The sequence below is a fragment of the Frankia sp. BMG5.23 genome, assembly GCF_000685765.2.
GTDB lineage: Bacteria > Actinomycetota > Actinomycetes > Frankiales > Frankiaceae > Frankia > Frankia casuarinae.
In genome coordinates, this window is the sequence record NZ_JDWE01000002.1 from 56520 (window position 1) to 71691 (window position 15172).

Annotated in this window: 12 protein-coding genes and 1 tRNA gene; 7 read left to right on the forward strand and 6 right to left on the reverse strand. The window is 70.0% G+C overall.

Annotated elements, in window-relative coordinates:
- On the reverse strand, positions 1 to 1295 hold a 1295-nt coding region (locus BMG523DRAFT_RS01340), incomplete at its 3' end, for a glycosyltransferase family 2 protein (RefSeq protein ID WP_083494705.1).
- Positions 1296 to 1746: 451 nt separating this feature from the next.
- Between BMG523DRAFT_RS01340 and BMG523DRAFT_RS26960 the strand changes: the two genes are divergently transcribed.
- Both BMG523DRAFT_RS26960 and BMG523DRAFT_RS01350 read left to right on the forward strand, forming a co-directional pair.
- Positions 1747 to 2085, forward strand: a complete 339-nt coding sequence (locus BMG523DRAFT_RS26960) for a DUF5999 family protein (RefSeq protein WP_255353838.1) — start codon at positions 1747 to 1749, stop codon at positions 2083 to 2085.
- A 216-nt stretch (positions 2086 to 2301) separates the two neighbouring features.
- On the forward strand, positions 2302 to 3813 hold the full coding sequence (locus BMG523DRAFT_RS01350) for a bifunctional phosphatase PAP2/diacylglycerol kinase family protein (RefSeq protein WP_023841278.1): 1512 nt from the start codon (positions 2302 to 2304) through the stop codon (positions 3811 to 3813).
- A 41-nt stretch (positions 3814 to 3854) separates the two neighbouring features.
- On the opposite strand, the gene BMG523DRAFT_RS01355 is transcribed toward BMG523DRAFT_RS01350, so the two are convergent.
- A complete protein-coding gene (locus tag BMG523DRAFT_RS01355) occupies positions 3855 to 4691 on the reverse strand; it encodes a hypothetical protein (protein ID WP_011437443.1) in 837 nt (278 codons plus the stop codon).
- Positions 4692 to 5841: 1150 nt separating this feature from the next.
- On the reverse strand, positions 5842 to 8679 hold the full coding sequence (gene aceE, locus BMG523DRAFT_RS01360) for a pyruvate dehydrogenase (acetyl-transferring), homodimeric type (protein WP_011437442.1): 2838 nt from the start codon (positions 8677 to 8679) through the stop codon (positions 5842 to 5844).
- A gap of 388 nt (positions 8680 to 9067) precedes the next feature.
- On the opposite strand from aceE, the gene BMG523DRAFT_RS01365 reads away from it, so the two are divergent.
- Together BMG523DRAFT_RS01365 and BMG523DRAFT_RS01370 are read left to right on the forward strand one after the other, a co-directional pair.
- Complete coding sequence (locus BMG523DRAFT_RS01365) at positions 9068 to 9472, forward strand: secondary thiamine-phosphate synthase enzyme YjbQ (RefSeq protein ID WP_043590207.1); 405 nt, start codon at positions 9068 to 9070, stop codon at positions 9470 to 9472.
- A 219-nt stretch (positions 9473 to 9691) separates the two neighbouring features.
- Positions 9692 to 10129, forward strand: coding sequence for a DUF3052 domain-containing protein (locus BMG523DRAFT_RS01370; protein ID WP_011437440.1), 438 nt, complete (start codon positions 9692 to 9694; stop codon positions 10127 to 10129).
- Positions 10130 to 10369: 240 nt separating this feature from the next.
- Here BMG523DRAFT_RS01370 and BMG523DRAFT_RS01375 read toward each other — a convergent pair whose 3' ends face one another.
- Positions 10370 to 10972, reverse strand: a complete 603-nt coding sequence (locus tag BMG523DRAFT_RS01375; RefSeq protein ID WP_232235024.1) for a DUF4234 domain-containing protein — start codon at positions 10970 to 10972, stop codon at positions 10370 to 10372.
- A 460-nt stretch (positions 10973 to 11432) separates the two neighbouring features.
- Between BMG523DRAFT_RS01375 and BMG523DRAFT_RS01380 the strand changes: the two genes are divergently transcribed.
- The 3 genes from BMG523DRAFT_RS01380 to BMG523DRAFT_RS27145 all read left to right on the forward strand — a co-directional run bounded on the left by BMG523DRAFT_RS01380 (position 11433) and on the right by BMG523DRAFT_RS27145 (position 13136).
- Positions 11433 to 11891, forward strand: coding sequence for a peroxiredoxin (locus BMG523DRAFT_RS01380; RefSeq protein WP_011437438.1), 459 nt, complete (start codon positions 11433 to 11435; stop codon positions 11889 to 11891).
- Between the two features lie 101 nt (positions 11892 to 11992).
- A tRNA-Val gene (locus BMG523DRAFT_RS01385) sits at positions 11993 to 12064 on the forward strand.
- A gap of 427 nt (positions 12065 to 12491) precedes the next feature.
- Entirely contained in the window at positions 12492 to 13136 is a 645-nt protein-coding gene (locus tag BMG523DRAFT_RS27145) for a tyrosine-type recombinase/integrase (protein ID WP_368671082.1), read from the forward strand.
- 51 nt (positions 13137 to 13187) lie between these two features.
- Here the strand turns inward: BMG523DRAFT_RS27145 and BMG523DRAFT_RS01395 are convergent, their stop codons facing one another.
- Positions 13188 to 13772 (reverse strand): GNAT family N-acetyltransferase, encoded by a 585-nt coding sequence (locus tag BMG523DRAFT_RS01395; protein ID WP_011437436.1) that lies wholly within the window; start codon positions 13770 to 13772, stop codon positions 13188 to 13190.
- Positions 13772 to 15085 (reverse strand): hypothetical protein, encoded by a 1314-nt coding sequence (locus tag BMG523DRAFT_RS01400; protein ID WP_011437435.1) that lies wholly within the window; start codon positions 15083 to 15085, stop codon positions 13772 to 13774. The genes BMG523DRAFT_RS01395 and BMG523DRAFT_RS01400 overlap by 1 nt, the downstream gene beginning before the upstream one ends.
- Positions 15086 to 15172 lie beyond the last annotated feature (87 nt).

The following is a 15172-nucleotide window of genomic DNA, read 5'->3' on the forward strand; positions in this document are numbered from 1 at the left end:
CCCGTGCCGGTACCCGTGCCGGTACCCGTGCCGGCACGGGTACCGCGGGCCGACGCCCGCTGATGCCCCCCGCTGGGTCCGGCGGTCAGCAGCCGCAGGAAGAAGGATCCGAAGGCGGTCTGCGCGCCCAACACCATCAGCGTCATCGCGAGCAGGGCCGGGCGCATCTCGTTGAGCGGTCCGAGATTGTTGACCAGCCAGCGGACGAGGACGACCACGTCCACGACAAATCCGACGATGAACAGGCCCGCGCCGAGCGCAAGCCCGCGTTCGAGGGTGAACAGGCGGTGGATGAGCGGCAGCGGCCAGCGGCGGCGCTCCTGCCAGCCGAGGGCGTGGTTGTGGACGTCGGCGCAGACCCCCAGCAGCACCAGTTGCCAGCCGAGTAGCGCCAGCAGCGCGAACAGGATCGAGAAGTGCAGGTCCAGCCGGTGGAAGCCGAGATTGAGCGAGCCGGGCAGCAGCGCCGCCTGGCCCACGATCCCGAGCGCCAGCAGCACCAGGCCGGGCAGCACGAACAGGTGCCTCGGCGCCAGCAGCAGCATGAACCGCAGGTGCCGCCAACCATCCCGCAGGGAGTGCAGCTTGGAGGCCCCGACCCGCGGATGGTAAGTGATCGGCACCTCCTCGATCCGAAGCTCGGCGCGGCCCGCGGCGATCACCAGTTCGGAGGCGAGCTCCATCCCCTCGCAGCGCAGCTGCATACGCAGGTACGCCTCTCGGCTGAAGGCCCGCATGCCCGAGTGCGCGTCGGAGGAACGGACGTCGAACAGCCGGTTCAGGATGCCGGTGAGCACAGGGTTGCCGACGTAACGGTGCAGCCAGGGCATCGCTCCCGGCAGGATCTCTCCAGCGAAGCGCGACCCGAGCACGTAGTCGGCCCGCCCGGCGCGCAGCGGAGCGAGCAGGACGCCCAGATCCGAGAAGTCGTAGGAGTCGTCGGCGTCGCCCATCACGATCAGCCGGCCTCGGGCGGCGGCGAACCCGGCCAGGTAGGCGTTGCCGTAGCCGCGCCGGGTCTCGCGGACGACCCGGGCACCTGCGGCTGCGGCGACGTCCGCCGACCGGTCCGTGGATCCGTTGTCGACAACGACGACCTCGCCCGCGGCACCCGCGGTGGCCAGTCCCGCAAGGGCCTTGCGCACACAGACGCCGACCGACTCCTGCTCGTTCAGACACGGCATGACGACCGACACCTCGACCGGCTGTCCGCCGGCACGCGGGCCGAAACCCCCGCCGGTGGGGATGCCCCCGAAGGCGTCGGTACCGGTACCGACACCCGTGGCACCGTCCATCGTCCGTACCCCCCCTTGTGGCCGGGCATGTCCGGGTCCGTGGCCGTTCACCGGTGCCTGTCCGTGGCTCTGCCGTGTCGATGCCCGGTCGCCGGGGACAACGGGCGCCGTTCATGCAGGTGGGCGCATCAGCGGAACCGGCCCACGTCATTGTTGCGGTCAGGATGGCGGAACCGCTCGGCCACCGCCCCGTAACCTACCGATCCGATGGTCCGGTCCTGTTACCGGTATCTCGCTGTAGACACCCCGTGGTCCGTCCGGCTGGTTCCCGATGTGCCGCGTTTCGCATCCGCGCTGGTCACGGCCGTTGCCCACGCTGACTTGCGAGTCAAGGGTCGCAGACACGTCGGCCCCTTCACACGCGCCTCGGTGTGACGCTTCTTACGGAGAGGCGTAACGTCTGGTGCTCGTGCAAGCTGTTCGCGTTTCAGACCCGGCATCGGCGTCCCCGGTGCCCACCGACGACCCGGAGCCCTCCTCGCCCGAGCCGTCCTCAGTTCCCCTGCCCGCTGACGCCTCACGCACAGCCGCGCTCCGGCGACGTGGTTGCCCGCACTGTCCGCCCTGCCCCACGGCGGACAGTGCGGATCGCGACGCTGCCCGGGTGGCCAGCCAGCATTGGGACCAGGGCTGGATCCTGCTGTGTAACGGGGTGATTCTGTTCGAGGACACCGGCGAGATCCTGCCGACAGGTCGCACCGTCGAGCCACGACGGGCGCTGCCCCGGCCCGGGGGCGTGGCACGGCCGCCGGCTCCGAGATGGGCGAGCCAGGCCCCGGTCGCGTTCTGACGGTCGCGTTCTGACAGGCGCGGCCTGACAGCGAGCTCCTTCTGCTCGCTCCTTCCGTGGAGTTCGGGAGGATGTGAAGTTCATCCCAGTTGATCTGGGTGTCCCCCTTACGGGTACGGTGCCGGCGTGGCGTCAAGGTCGGTGACGAGGCCGGGAAACGGGACCGCTCCCCGCTGGCCCGCGGAGAACCGGGTCGGTCGGCGCGTCCGGATCCTCATGCGCCGTGACATCGCGCTGGGCCGGACGTTCCTGCACGCCTTCACCAGTGCGGACCGGTCGCTGTTCGCGGCGCTGGCCGGCGGCAGACCGCTGCTCGACCCGGCGCTGCCGCGGCTGTCCCACGCTGCCGATCATGGTCTGCTCTGGTGGGGGGTGGCCGGGGCGCTCGGTGCGACGAAGGGACGCCGTCGCCCGGCGGCCGTCCGTGGCCTGCTCGCCCTGGGAGTCGCGAGCGTTCTCGCCAACGGGCCGATGAAGGTGGTGTTCCGCCGGGACCGCCCACCGACTCACACGATTCCCCCGCTGCGGCGGCTTCGCGAGGATCTCACGACGTTCTCGTTCCCCTCTGGGCACGCGGCGTCGGCAGCCGCCTTCGCCACCGGAGTCGCGTTGGACGCACCCGGCGCGGCGGTGCCGGTGGCTGTGCTCGCCGCCGCGGTGGCGTTCTCCCGGGTGTACGTCGGGGTGCACTATCCCGGGGACGTGGCCGCCGGCGTGCTGCTGGGGATAGGGGCGGGCCTGGCGACGACGAAGGTGATGCCGCGTCGGCCGTGGGCCCCCGCCCGGGCCAGCCCCGCGTCGGCGTGGGCGCCCGCCCTGCCCGACGGCGACGGCCTTACCGTGGTGGTGAACGCCCGTTCCGGTCCGGGTAACCACACGGACCTGCTCGCCGTGCTGCGGGCCGACCTGCCCAGGGCCCGGGTCGTCGAGGTCGACGCGGGCGGCGACGTAAGAACCGTGCTGAGGTCCGCGGCGGCGCGGTCCCGTGTGCTGGGCGTCGCCGGCGGCGACGGCACCATCAACGCGGCCGCCCAGACCGCGCTGGCGCACGGCGTGCCGCTGGCGGTCTTCCCCGCGGGCACGCTCAACCACTTCGCCGCGGACGTCGGACTCGCCGGGGCGGGTGACTCGGTGCAGGCGATACGGGAGGGTTCGGCGGTCGCCGTCGACATCGGCCGGGCCGAGGGCATCGGCGCGACGTTCAGTCGGTTCTCCCGCATCTTCGTGAACACCGCGAGCCTCGGCGGTTACCCGGACATGGTCGCCATCCGTGCGCGGTTCGAGCGCCGCATCGGCAAGTGGCCGGCGATGCTCATCGCGCTGAGCTGGGTGCTGCGCCACGAAACGCCGTTCGAGGTCGAGATCGACTCCGAGTACCGCCGGGTCTGGCTGATCTTCGTCGGCAACGGGATCTACCAGCCCGACGGGTTCGCCCCCACCTACCGCACCCGCCTCGACGAAGGGCTGCTGGACCTGCGGGTGGTCGACGCCGCGGCGTCGCTTGCCCGGCTCCGGCTGGTGGGGGCGGTGCTGACCGGCCGTCTCGGGCGCAGCCGGGTGTACGAACAACACACGGTCGAACGGGTCACGATCTCATCCCGTCAGCCCGGCCCGCTGCCGTTCGCCTGTGACGGCGAGGTCACGGAGGGAGTGGAACGCATCGTCATCACTCCGGGCGGAGCCCGACTGATCGTCTACCGGCCGCGGCGGCCCGGCGCATCCGGCTGAGCCGGGCCGGTGGACCGGCAGCCGGGCGGACCGCGGCGGCGTCAGCGACCGCGGCGGTGCTGCAACGGGATGAGCGTGTGCAGCGGGCTGGTCAGCCGGGTGAACTGGTCGGTATCGAGGAGATCCTCGACGAGCAGCGCGCAGGCCAGGTCGGCGCACAGCTCCATGACCCGCCGGTCCTCGCTCGAATCGGTGCCCCGATGGCCGCGGCAGTACGGGCACAACCGCCAGAAACCCTCGGCGGCGCTGCGCCGGACCAGGGTCCACACCCGGCGACGCCCGGTCACCACGGCGCTCGCGAAGGCGGCGTCCATCGCCATCTGATGCGCGGAGTCGTCGCGGGTGAGTGCGGACACCAGCAGGCCGTCGAAGACCTCGAGGCTGTCCGGATCGTGGCAGCGCCCGGCGAGGACCGGGAGTGCCGCGAGAACCCGCTTCACGTCCGCCGCGGCCGGGCCGAGGTCGGGTTCGTGCGAGCGCGCGCGGGGGTAGACCGTGCGCCACGGACGCATCAGTGCCGCGTACTCCGCGCGGCCGAGGATGGGCCGGGAGTAGGAGGCGGCGACCGCGTCGCGCATCGCGCGCAGAGCCGTGGCGGCGATCGTCGGTTCGACGGTGACGTACTCCGCGCCGGTGAGGTCGTCGGCGTAGATCGCGCTCAACGCGTCGAAGGCGGCCAGCACCTCGACGATCAATGGAGAGTCGGGGGAGAGCGCCTTGTCCCGGGCAGCGGCGAGGTACCCCGAGTTGCGCCAGGCGGCGGCGAGCGAGACGAGCTCCGTGTCGGTGGTGTGGACGAGTTGGGCGAGGATGCCGAGAATGCCGCGGAGGTTGGGATGTTCCTCCAGCCGCTCGATGCGACGGGCCCGCAGGATCATGCCGCCGTCCCGTCCACGCGGCTTGCGACGCCGCACTGGGACCGCCGTGGGCTCACCGCGCTCCCGCCTGTCCGCGGTTCAGGTGATGCCGCCGCGGGTGCGGTGGTCGTCGCCACACCATTCACCTCGTCCTCCTCGACCGTCGCAGCAGACGCCGCGCGGGCCTCGTCACGACCCGCAGCCGCGCGCCGGCCGGTCGGCTGGTTATCGGCTGGCCGGCCGGCTCCTGATTGACCTGACAATTGACCTGACAGCGACCTGACAGATGCCTGACCGTACCGGACCGCGACGTGGCCGTGCGATGATCGGCAGGCGGGTTTTCGTTGCTCTCCGACACCGACGGGGGCCGGGAGTACGTGCCGGAGGGCTTCGCCGCCGGCGGTTTCACAGCTGGTAACGCCGCGTGACCAACCTTTGGACATCACCCTCGAGAGACTAGTGTCCGCGGCGGCGATGCGGAACTCAACGCGTCATCAAGTGGAACATGGGGTACCGCGAAAGACCCGGGGCGTAACCGAATCGGGGACGGCGGTGGACCCCGATGAAGCCGAGCGCGGTGGAGTTCATCACGGACAGTGCCGATGCGCTGGGTAACTCCTCCGGGGGGTCCGGGCCGGGCCCGCCGGAACCGGGCGCGCCTGGATGCAGGGGGGCAACGCGGTGGGCCCGGAGAATGAAACCCGAGGCCGCGGGGCCGAGATCGGACGCCAAGGGGTTCGGTGCGCGGCCCGCTGCCCGGCCGGGGTGGCCCGGAGGTACCGATCCGAATGCGGTGGGCCGGATGGGCCGGATGGGCGGGCCTGGAGGCGATGGCCCGAACGCGGTGGGCCGGATGGGTCGGTCTGGAGGCGGTGATGCGGGCGCGGTGGGGCCGGACGGCCCGGCGGCTCCGGTGCCGTGGGATCCGGTCCGGCGGGTGCGGTGTGGTGGGCTCCATCGCGCGGGCCCCACCTTCCGGGCCCCACCTTCCGGACCCAGCCACCCGGGCTCCGCGCCGGGTGGGCCACGCGGGGGTCCGGTCCGGCACCGTGACCTCGGGCCCCGGCGCCGGGGAGCCCGCAGGTGGCTCCGTCGGCGCCGGGGAGGTCCCGGATGGCCCGAAGGCCTGGGCAATCCGGGACCTGAGTGGTCCGGGGCCTGAGTGGGTCGGTCAGCCCGAGATCGGCCGCTCGTCCTGCTCGGCGCCGGCCACGATCCTGATGCCGGCCACGATCGCCTCGGGCCCGTCCAGGCCGGCCTTGTCGGCACGCAACCCGAATCGCCTGATCGCGTCCCCGACCGTGGTGGCCTTGACCTCACCGGCCCGGACGAGGGCTTCCAGGGTCGCGACGACGATCGACTCGGCGTCGACCTTGAAGTGCCGGCGCAGGGCGGCCCGAGTGTCGGAACGGCCGTACCCGTCGGTGCCCAGCGAGGTGAACGGCTGCGGAACCCACCGGGAGATCTGGTCGGGCACCGCGCGCATCCAGTCGGAGACCGCCACGACCGGGCCGGCGGCCCCTTCGAGGGCACGGGTCACGTACGGCACGGCGTCGTCGGCCTCGGGGTTGAGCAGGTTGGCGCGGTCGCAGTCGAGCGCATCTCGCCGAAGCTCGTTCCACGAGGTCACCGACCACAGGTCGGCGGCGACCCCGAAGTCGGCGGCAAGGATCTCCTGCGCCGCCAGCGCCCAGTGGATGGAAGTCCCGCTGGCCAGCAGTTGCGCCCGCGGCGGGGAGCCCACGCCGGCCCCCGCCGCCGGAAGCCCGCCGGCCAGGTCCTCAGCCGAGCGGAACCGGTACATCCCGGAGATGATCTGCGCCGGGTCGAGACCCGCGGGCTCGGCAGGCTGCGGCACCGGCTCGTTGTAGACAGTGAGGTAGTAGAAGACGTTGTCGTCCCGCTCGCCGTACATTCGGTCGAGCGCGTCCCGGACGATGTGTGTCAGCTCGAAGGCGAAGGCGGGGTCGTAGGCCACGCAGGCCGGGTTAGTCGACGCCAGGAGCAGGGAGTGGCCGTCCTGGTGCTGCAGGCCCTCGCCGTTGAGAGTGGTCCGACCGGCGGTCGCCCCGAGCAGGAACCCGCGGCCGAGCTGGTCGCCGAGCGCCCACATCTGGTCGCCGGTGCGCTGGAAGCCGAACATCGAGTAGAAGACGTAGACCGGGATCATGTGCTGCGCGTGGGTGGCGTACGCCGTGCCAGCGGCGATCACCGAGCCCATCGACCCGGCCTCGCTGATGCCCTCGTGCAGCATCTGACCGGTCTCGGACTCCTGGTAGGACAGCAGCAGTTCGCGGTCGACGGCCTCGTAGCGCTGCCCGTGCGGCGAGTAGATCTTCGCCGTCGGGAACATCGCGTCCATGCCGAAGGTGCGGGCCTCGTCGGGGATGACCGGCACGAAGCGCGCGCCCATCTCCTTGGTCTTCATGAGGTCCTTCAGCAGCCGGACGAAGGCCATCGTCGTGGCGACGGGCTGTTTGCCGGAGCCCTTCCGGAGTTCGTCGAAGATCTTCGCTGGCGGTTGGGGGAGCGGCTTGGCCCGCACGACCCGACGCGGGATCGACCCACCGAGCGCGGCCCGGCGTTCCCGCATGTACGCGATTTCCTCAGAGTCCGGCCCCGGGTGGCAGTAGGGCGGCAGGTCACCCGACAGGGCCGAGTCCGGGATCTCCAGATAGAGCCGGTCGCGGAACTCCTTGAGCTCGCTCTTGGTCAGCTTCTTCATCTGGTGGGTGGCGTTGCGGGCCTCGAAGTCCTTGCCCAGGGTCCAGCCCTTGATGGTGTGCGCGAGGATGACCGTGGGCTGGCCCGCGTGCTCGGTCGCCGCCTTGTAGGCCGCGTAGAGCTTGCGGTAGTCGTGGCCACCGCGGGAGAGCTTGCGCAGATCGTCGTCGGAGAGGTCCGCGACCATCCGGCGCAGCCGGGCGTCCGAGCCGAAGAAGTGCTCCCGGATGTATTCGCCCGACGACGTCGAGTAGGTCTGGAACTGCCCGTCCGGCGTGGTGTTCATGCGGTTTACCAGCACGCCGTCGGTGTCCTTGGCCAGCAGCGGGTCCCAGTCGCGGCCCCAGACCACCTTGATGACGTTCCAGCCGGCGCCCCGGAACAGCGACTCCAGCTCCTGCATGATCTTGCCGTTGCCGCGGACCGGGCCGTCGAGGCGCTGCAGGTTGCAGTTGACCACGAAGATGAGGTTGTCGAGCTCCTCGCGGGCGGCCACGCCCAGCGCGCCGATTGACTCCGGCTCGTCCATCTCGCCGTCGCCGAGGAACGCCCACACCCGGCTGCCCGAGGTGTCCTTGATCTGGCGGTTGAGCAGGTAGCGGTTGAACCGGGCCTGGTAGATGGCGCCGATCGGCCCGAGTCCCATCGAAACCGTGGGGAACTCCCAGAAATCAGGCATGAGCCGAGGGTGAGGGTAGGACGACAGGCCGCCCGACTCGCCCTCGCGCCGGAAGGCGTCGAGCTGCTTCTCCGTCAGCCGGCCTTCCAGGAAGGCGCGGGCGTAGATGCCCGGGGACGCGTGACCCTGAATAAAGATCTGGTCACCCGAGGCACTTCCCGGCGAGGAACTGAGATGGTCCTTGCCGCGGAAGAAATGGTTGAAGCCCACCTCGTAGAGGCTCGCGCTTGAGGCGTAGGTCGCGATGTGACCGCCGACATTGAACGCGGGGCGGTTGGCGCGGCTCACCATGATGGCCGCGTTCCACCGGATATAGGCCCGGATGCGGCGTTCGATGTGCTCGTTGCCGGGGAACCAGGGCTCCCGCTCCGGGCTGATGGTGTTGATGTAGTCGGTGCTGGTGAGACCGGGAACACCGACCGCCTTCTCCCGGGCCCGTTCGAGGAGCTTCAACATGAGGAAGCGGGCCCGGCCGCGGCCGGACTCCTCGATGACGGCGTCGAGCGACTCCAGCCACTCGCTGGTCTCGGAGGGATCGATATCCGGCAGCTGACTCGGTAGCCCATCGGTGATGACCGAGAACTTCCGGGGTGTGTCCTGCGCCACGCCTTCTCCTGCTCCTCGAGCTTCCCGGGGCCGTCACGACCATGCGAAAAGGTCCTGATCGTATGACCGTCGGCCCAGTGGTCACTTTCGCAACGTACCGGGGTGGAAACATGCATGATCAATGCGCCGCCGCATCCCGGCCGCTCGCTCATCCCATACGACGCCTGTGCTCTGGGTGATGGCCGACCCTCGGTGGCCGAGAGGGGGGTCACCCGGAGAACGGGCCTGTCATGGACCATCGTGCTCTATCGCAGCTGCCTCGTCACGTACGTCTTGTTACTTCCGGGTCGGGACCTGGGCGATGTGCGGTGCGTTGTTGGCATGTCGTCCGTAGTGCGGCCGATGCCGGGCCCCGCCGTGGTGGACAATCACCCTGATGGAGACCCGGATGAAGACGACGACGCTGTCCGTGCGCACCGGCCGGCGAGAAAGTGTGGTGGACCTCACACCCGATGCGCGGCGGTTCCTTACCGGTTCCGGTGATGGGTTGCTGTCGGTCTTCGTGCCGCATGCCACGGCCGGCGTGGCCATCTTCGAGTTGGGCTCCGGTAGTGATGCCGACCTGCTCGCGGCGCTCGCGGATCTGCTCCCCGCCGACGGCAGATGGCGCCACGCACATGGAACGCTCGGTCACGGCCGCTCGCATGTGATGCCGGCCATCATCCCGCCCTCGTTGACGGTCCCGGTGATCGACGGCCGCCTCGCGCTCGGGGTCTGGCAGTCCATTGCGCTGGTGGACCTCAACGTGGACAACCCCGATCGAACGGTCCGGATGTCGTTCCTGGCGGGATGATTCCGCTCTCTCCGGGGTACTGGCGGGGAGTCACATCAGGCTGACCACGCCGTCGCTTGTCCACAACCGACGGCGTGGCACTTGCGCAGTCACCGGAAGGTCCGGTGGACTAGGTCGAGGCGCACCGATCGATGAGGATCATCATTGGATGCGTCCACCGAGACGGGACGCCCTCGCGGCTACGCGGAGCGTCGACATACGAGCAGGAGGTAGTGGAGGGTGAGTCCGACCGCGGCGAACGCCGAGGGTCAGCGCCGAGCGGAGCGGCTGGGAGTCTCCGCCGGGACCCAGGTGCAGTCGCTCAACGAGGACGACGACATCGCCCAGGACCTGCTGGACGCCGTCACGAGCGCCAGCGGGACCGAGCTTGTCCCCGAGGACTCCGACGACGTCGTCGACATCGTCCTGCTGTGGTGGCGGGAGGATGACGGGGACCTGGCGAACGCCCTCATCGACGCACGGCGGCAGCTGTCCGACGACGGCGTGATCTGGCTGCTGACGCCCAAGGCCGGGCGTGCCGGCCATGTCGAGCCGAGTGACGTGCTGGACGCGGTGCCCACCGCGGGTCTCGTCCAGACCAGCACGTTGAGCGTCGCCCAGGAGTGGTCCGGCCAGCGGCTGGCGGCGCCGAAGTCGCAGCGGGTGCGTCACCGCTGACCCAGGGTGCCCGGTCCGGCCCAGCTGGGCCTGGCCGGTCCGGGCCCGGCCGGGCCTGGTCGGTTCGGCCGGGCCTGGTCGGTTCGGGCCGGTTCCCCCGGTTTCGGGGTCCGGGTCGAGGCAGGCGCGCACCGCCGTGCTCGCGTGCCTCCGGGACGTACGCGGGGTGTATGGGCGTCTCTCGCCGCCGTGGGCGGCGCTCCAGGTGGGCCGGGCGGCGGGCGGTCACCGGTAGGGCGGTCACCGGTAGAGCGGCACCTGCTGGCCCTCGACCGCCCCGGGGTAGCGGTCCCAGATGCGGTTGATTCCGAACTGCAGGACCAGCGCGCCGCCGCCGATGAGGAAGAGAGCGAAGGCCAGGACCGGATTCGTCTCGGCTACCCCGGCCGCACGCTGGGCGTCGCGGACGCGGGTGCCGAGCCGCCAAGCCGCGACGAACGGCGGGACGATGATTACCCAGCCGATCAGGAAGGCCAGCAGCGACAGCGTCGGGTTCACCTCGATGCGCCGGTCATACTCGGCGAGTTCCTTGTTCGTCCGGTAGATCCAGACGAACGGGTAGACACCCAGGGTGATCAGAGGAAGACCCAGCCACACCGCGAAGGGGTTACGCCTCCTCCCGAGTAGGCCGGACCCCTGGAACGTGTCGGGGGAACCAGGTGGTCCGGCCAGACCCGGTGTCCCGTAGTCGGGGGTGGCGGGGTAGCCTTGCTGCGGTTCGTGGCCGGTCAGAGACTCACGAAACGCATAGATCGGAAATCCGCCGGTGGATGTGCCCGGCCCGTCGATCGGGTGGGGTTCCCGGGCGGGGTATCCGTGCGGGGTGGAACTCTGATTGGTCAACGTGGCCCTGTCCTCATCGGTGTCCATACCAGTGGTGGCCGCGGGGCACGGCACCATGCCCCCACGCATGTCCGGCGGGTGCGGCTCCCGCGTCGATCGGCCAGACTAGGGCACTCTGGCCTCGAAAACCCGCGCACCCGCCGCATCGGGGTCACCGGACCGGGAAGGACACCCTTCGTCCCGATCCGATCGCCGTGATCTGATTGTCGAGCATGCGTGTGAACGTCCAGGTCGGGTGCGGTTCCAGGCGGTACGGCGGAGATCCGGAAGGTCGTGTAGGGCACGCCGCGGATGGGTGGCCAGCTTCGAGGTAGCCGGCAATGGCATGCTGGATCGGGACATCCATGCCGATCGGTGAGTACCTTCGCCGGATCTGGCGCGGGGCCCGCCGCCGTAGTGATCACCCGTTGTGGTCACCGGTCCCTGATCAGTTCCCCACCGTTGTGGAGAGGAAGAGCCCATGGCCGTCGAGGTTGGCTCCGTCGCCCCGGACTTCTCGCTGAAGGACCAGAACAACGAGGTTGTCACGCTGTCCGAGTTCCAGGGTAAGCGCAACGTGGTCCTGTTGTTCTACCCGTTGACCTTCACCGGCGTCTGCCAGGGCGAGCTGTGCTCCGTGCGGGACGATCTCGCTTCGTTCCAGAACGACGACGTCCAGGTGCTGGCCGTGTCGGTCGACTCGCCGTTCGCCCACAAGGTCTGGGCCGACCAGCAGGGCTACGAGTTCCCGCTGCTCGCCGACTTCTGGCCGCACGGCGCCGTCGCGAGCGCGTACGGCGTCTTCAACGCGGAGCGGGGCATCTCCCTGCGGGGCACCTTCGTCATCGACAAGGAGGGTGTTGTCCGCTGGAAGGTCGTCAACAACATCCCCGACGCGCGGGACCAGGCCGAGTACCTCAAGGCGCTCGCCATCCTCTAAGATCGTCCTTGCGGGAGCCGGCCTGCGTCTGGGGAGTCGTGGAGGGCCGGCTCCCGCCGGGGCTCGCCGCTGCGTAGTCTTAGTCGGCCTCGTCATCTCCCGGGCGCGTAGCTCAGCGGGAGAGCGCTCGCCTTACAAGCGAGTGGTCGCAGGTTCGATCCCTGCCGCGCCCACGGGCTGGTTCCGCATGCTTGTTGATCTGCGATCAACTGCGCCAGCAGCCGCGATGCTAGTCGGGGGACGACCCCCCGAACCCCCCGACGGGGCGCCTCTGGCGCCTCTGGGGCCGGGAAATCCGACCGTTTGTAGCAACCCGGTGTAGCACGCCTGCCGGGCCGCCGTCGGGGGGAGTGGGGCATCTCAGCCGCCGATCAGATGATCGTCGAGACGGGTGAGCGCGGCGCGCTTGGCCGCCACCTCGCCGCGAACGGCGGCCCGGCCGACCCGGCCGAGTTGGAACGCTCCCACGTCGAAGCCTTCCTGGCGGACTACGCGGCCACCCACGCCCCGGCAACCGTGTCCCTCGTCTTCCGGGCGTTGCAGCAGTTCGGCCAGTGGCTCGCCGAGGAAGAGGATCTCGACCGGTCGCCGCTCGACCGGATGCGCCCGCCCGTCGTCCCCGAACAGCCGGTGCCCGTTCTCACCGACGATCAGATCCGGACTTTGCTCGCCGGCTGTGCCTGCCGGGACCTGGTGTCCCGCCGCGACGAGGCGATCATCCGCCTGTTCATGGACACCGGTGCGCGTCGCGCCAAGATCGAGAACCTCACCGTCGAAGACGTCGACTTCACCCAGGACGTGATCCACATCGTGGCGAAGGGCCGCCGGGCCCGTGCCGTCCCGTTCGGGACGGGCCAGCGACCCCGGGAGGCCGGGCCGGCACACCACGCACGGAGAATGGGCAGCATGAAGATTCGGCTCGAAGGCAGCGACCGTGCTCGCCGAGGTCATGGATGTGATCAGGGTGTCGTCCCCGGAGGGGGACCGTCGGTACAGCGCCGTCCGGATGCACCTCGAAGTGCGGCTTCGGGCTGGCGGCCGCGGCGAGGCGGAGGACCCGGCCGCGTAAAGCCTGTTCGACACGCTCCGCCAGGCCACGGAGGCGGTCCGGTCTGTGTGCGCCGACCGTGGATGTTGACCTTCCCGGCTCCGCGAAGGTCAACATCGGCCACCCGGGGGTTCTTTCGCAGTTCCTTCGCACTTCTTTCGCAGCGAGGGAAGGCGGGCCGACCGCGGGTGTTCTGAGTGATCTTATGGCCACCCATACGATCACATGCGGCCTCCCGGTTCGGCCGCTCAGCCTGTGTCGGCGGGGGCGCTGGCCTGCCGGCGAGCGGCCCAGTCGTGGCGGGTGATCGCGTAGATGTTCCGGGGTCTCCCGCCCCGGTCTACCGGACCTTCGGCCAGAGCGAGGCCGAGCTTCTCCGCGACACGGATCGAGGCCGCGTTCTCCGGGTGGATGATGCTGATCAGCCGCTCCCGGGCCAACACCTCGAAGGCATACTCCAGGGCCGCAGCGCCGCCTTCGGTAGCGAGGCCCTCGCCCCACCGTTCCCGGCGGATGGTCCAGGCCACCTCGGTGCCGGGCCAGCCGTACTCCTCGTACAGCCCCACCCGGCCCACGAACTCGCCGGTCGTCCGGTCATGCGCGAGCCACATCCCGAACCCCTGCAACGCCCAGTGCCCCACCTGGAAAGCGAACATTCGCCAGACCGCGCCCTCGTCTGCCGGTGAACCGGTGTACGCGCTCATATCCGGGTGGGCTGCCATCGCCGTGTACGCCGGGATGTCCACGGCTGTCCAGCCGCTGAGGCTCAGCCGGCGGGTTGTCACGGTCGGCACGTAGACCTGGGGCGTGGGCTCGGCCAGTTCCAACGTCATCAGCCCATCAAAGCGGGACGCGGGGCGGTAGTGAGCTGTTCCCGGAAAGAGGTCACCTCCGGCACCGAGCCGTACCCGGAGAGATCGTTGACGAGGCGGCAGGCGCGCGTAACGACGGTGTGCGTAGGCCGGTCCGCTACCAGCTCCAATGCGCGGCTGCCAAGCATCGCGGCTTCCGCCGGGTCCGGACGCTCACGGCGAAGCAGAGTAGTCGCCAGGACCATAAGGGCATGGCCGTGGTCCTCGAAGCCTGTGGCCCGGCCGCTATCGAACGCCTCGACAGCCTGACGCGCGAGCGGCTCGGCCTCCGTACCAGCACCCAGCCGGGCGAGCAGCCCGGCGGTGAACCAGTCGGCGTTCGCTCGGCCGAACGGGGAACTCCCCGGCCGTGGTTGTGTCTCGATGACGGCCGCATTCATGCGTGCGAGCGCCTCCCGCGTGGCCGTCGGGTCGCCGAACGCGGCGTAGGCGCGGGCCTCGTAGGCGAACAGGCGGGCCCGGGTGTAGGGGTGATCCGCGACTGCCCCAGCCTTACGGACGATCTTCGCCGCCTCGTCGTACTGCTGCCTGTAGAAGCACAGAGTGGAGTCCATCGCGGCAACAGACGCCGTCAGCACATCGTCATCGATCTGTTCGGCGTGGTCCCGGGCTTGGATCACGAGTTGCTGGGATGCGTCCTGGTCGCCCATGTTGAAGGCAAGCCGGGCGAGCATGTAAGCGGACAACCCAGCCACACGGGTCAACTTCGCGTGTGCGCGTGGCTTGACCCCGGATTCGATGTGCTTCTCCGCAGACTGCCAGGTCCTGAACACCTCGGGCGCGAGCGCGTCGTGAGGCGTGCTCGTGAAGGCGGCTGCGTGACGGTCCACCGCCCCATCAAGGCTGGCGAGGGTCAGCGCATCAGGACCGAGCCGCGCGCGCCGCCGATAGGTGTCGGCTGCAAGGGCCGCGGTGAGCTCGAAGAACGTTCGCCTGTCCGTCCCCCTCACCTCCCCTTCCGACTCTGCGGCCTGCGGCTCGGGGATATCTACCCCCGCCGCGGCGGTCAACTCGGTCAGCCGTACCGCCTTCTGCGCCGCGCGGATTCGTTCACCGAGGTCGGTTAGCTCGCTGCGGGTGCCGAACACCTGGTCGTACGCCTGGAGGATGTCGCGGGTCGGGAGCCGGCCGCGGTTGCGGATGGCGGAGGCGTTCTTCCGGTTGTGGGTGGTGCGTTTCTCCAGCTCAGTGCCTGTAAGGCCCTTCTCGGCCTGGAGCTGGCAGAACCGTTCGGCCAACTGCGCCTTCAGTGCCTCGACCCCATCAGCGTGCACGACGTTTCCCCTCGGCCGTCGGTGCGCCATGGGTGAGACATTTTTTCCCACCCATGGGACAGAAGATCTCACCCTCCCATCGAGGTG

What these genes read in the sequence shown, in the direction of transcription:
- BMG523DRAFT_RS01350 (WP_023841278.1), top strand. Translation starts at nt 2,302, where the DNA reads ATGCGCCGTGACATCGCGCTGGGCCGGACGTTCCTGCACGCCTTCACC.
- BMG523DRAFT_RS01355 (WP_011437443.1), bottom strand. Translation starts at nt 4,691, where the DNA reads ATGATCCTGCGGGCCCGTCGCATCGAGCGGCTGGAGGAACATCCCAAC.
- BMG523DRAFT_RS01365 (WP_043590207.1), top strand. Translation starts at nt 9,068, where the DNA reads ATGAAGACGACGACGCTGTCCGTGCGCACCGGCCGGCGAGAAAGTGTG.
- BMG523DRAFT_RS01380 (WP_011437438.1), top strand. Translation starts at nt 11,433, where the DNA reads ATGGCCGTCGAGGTTGGCTCCGTCGCCCCGGACTTCTCGCTGAAGGAC.
- BMG523DRAFT_RS27145 (WP_368671082.1), top strand. Translation starts at nt 12,492, where the DNA reads ATGCGCCCGCCCGTCGTCCCCGAACAGCCGGTGCCCGTTCTCACCGAC.
- BMG523DRAFT_RS01395 (WP_011437436.1), bottom strand. Translation starts at nt 13,772, where the DNA reads ATGACGTTGGAACTGGCCGAGCCCACGCCCCAGGTCTACGTGCCGACC.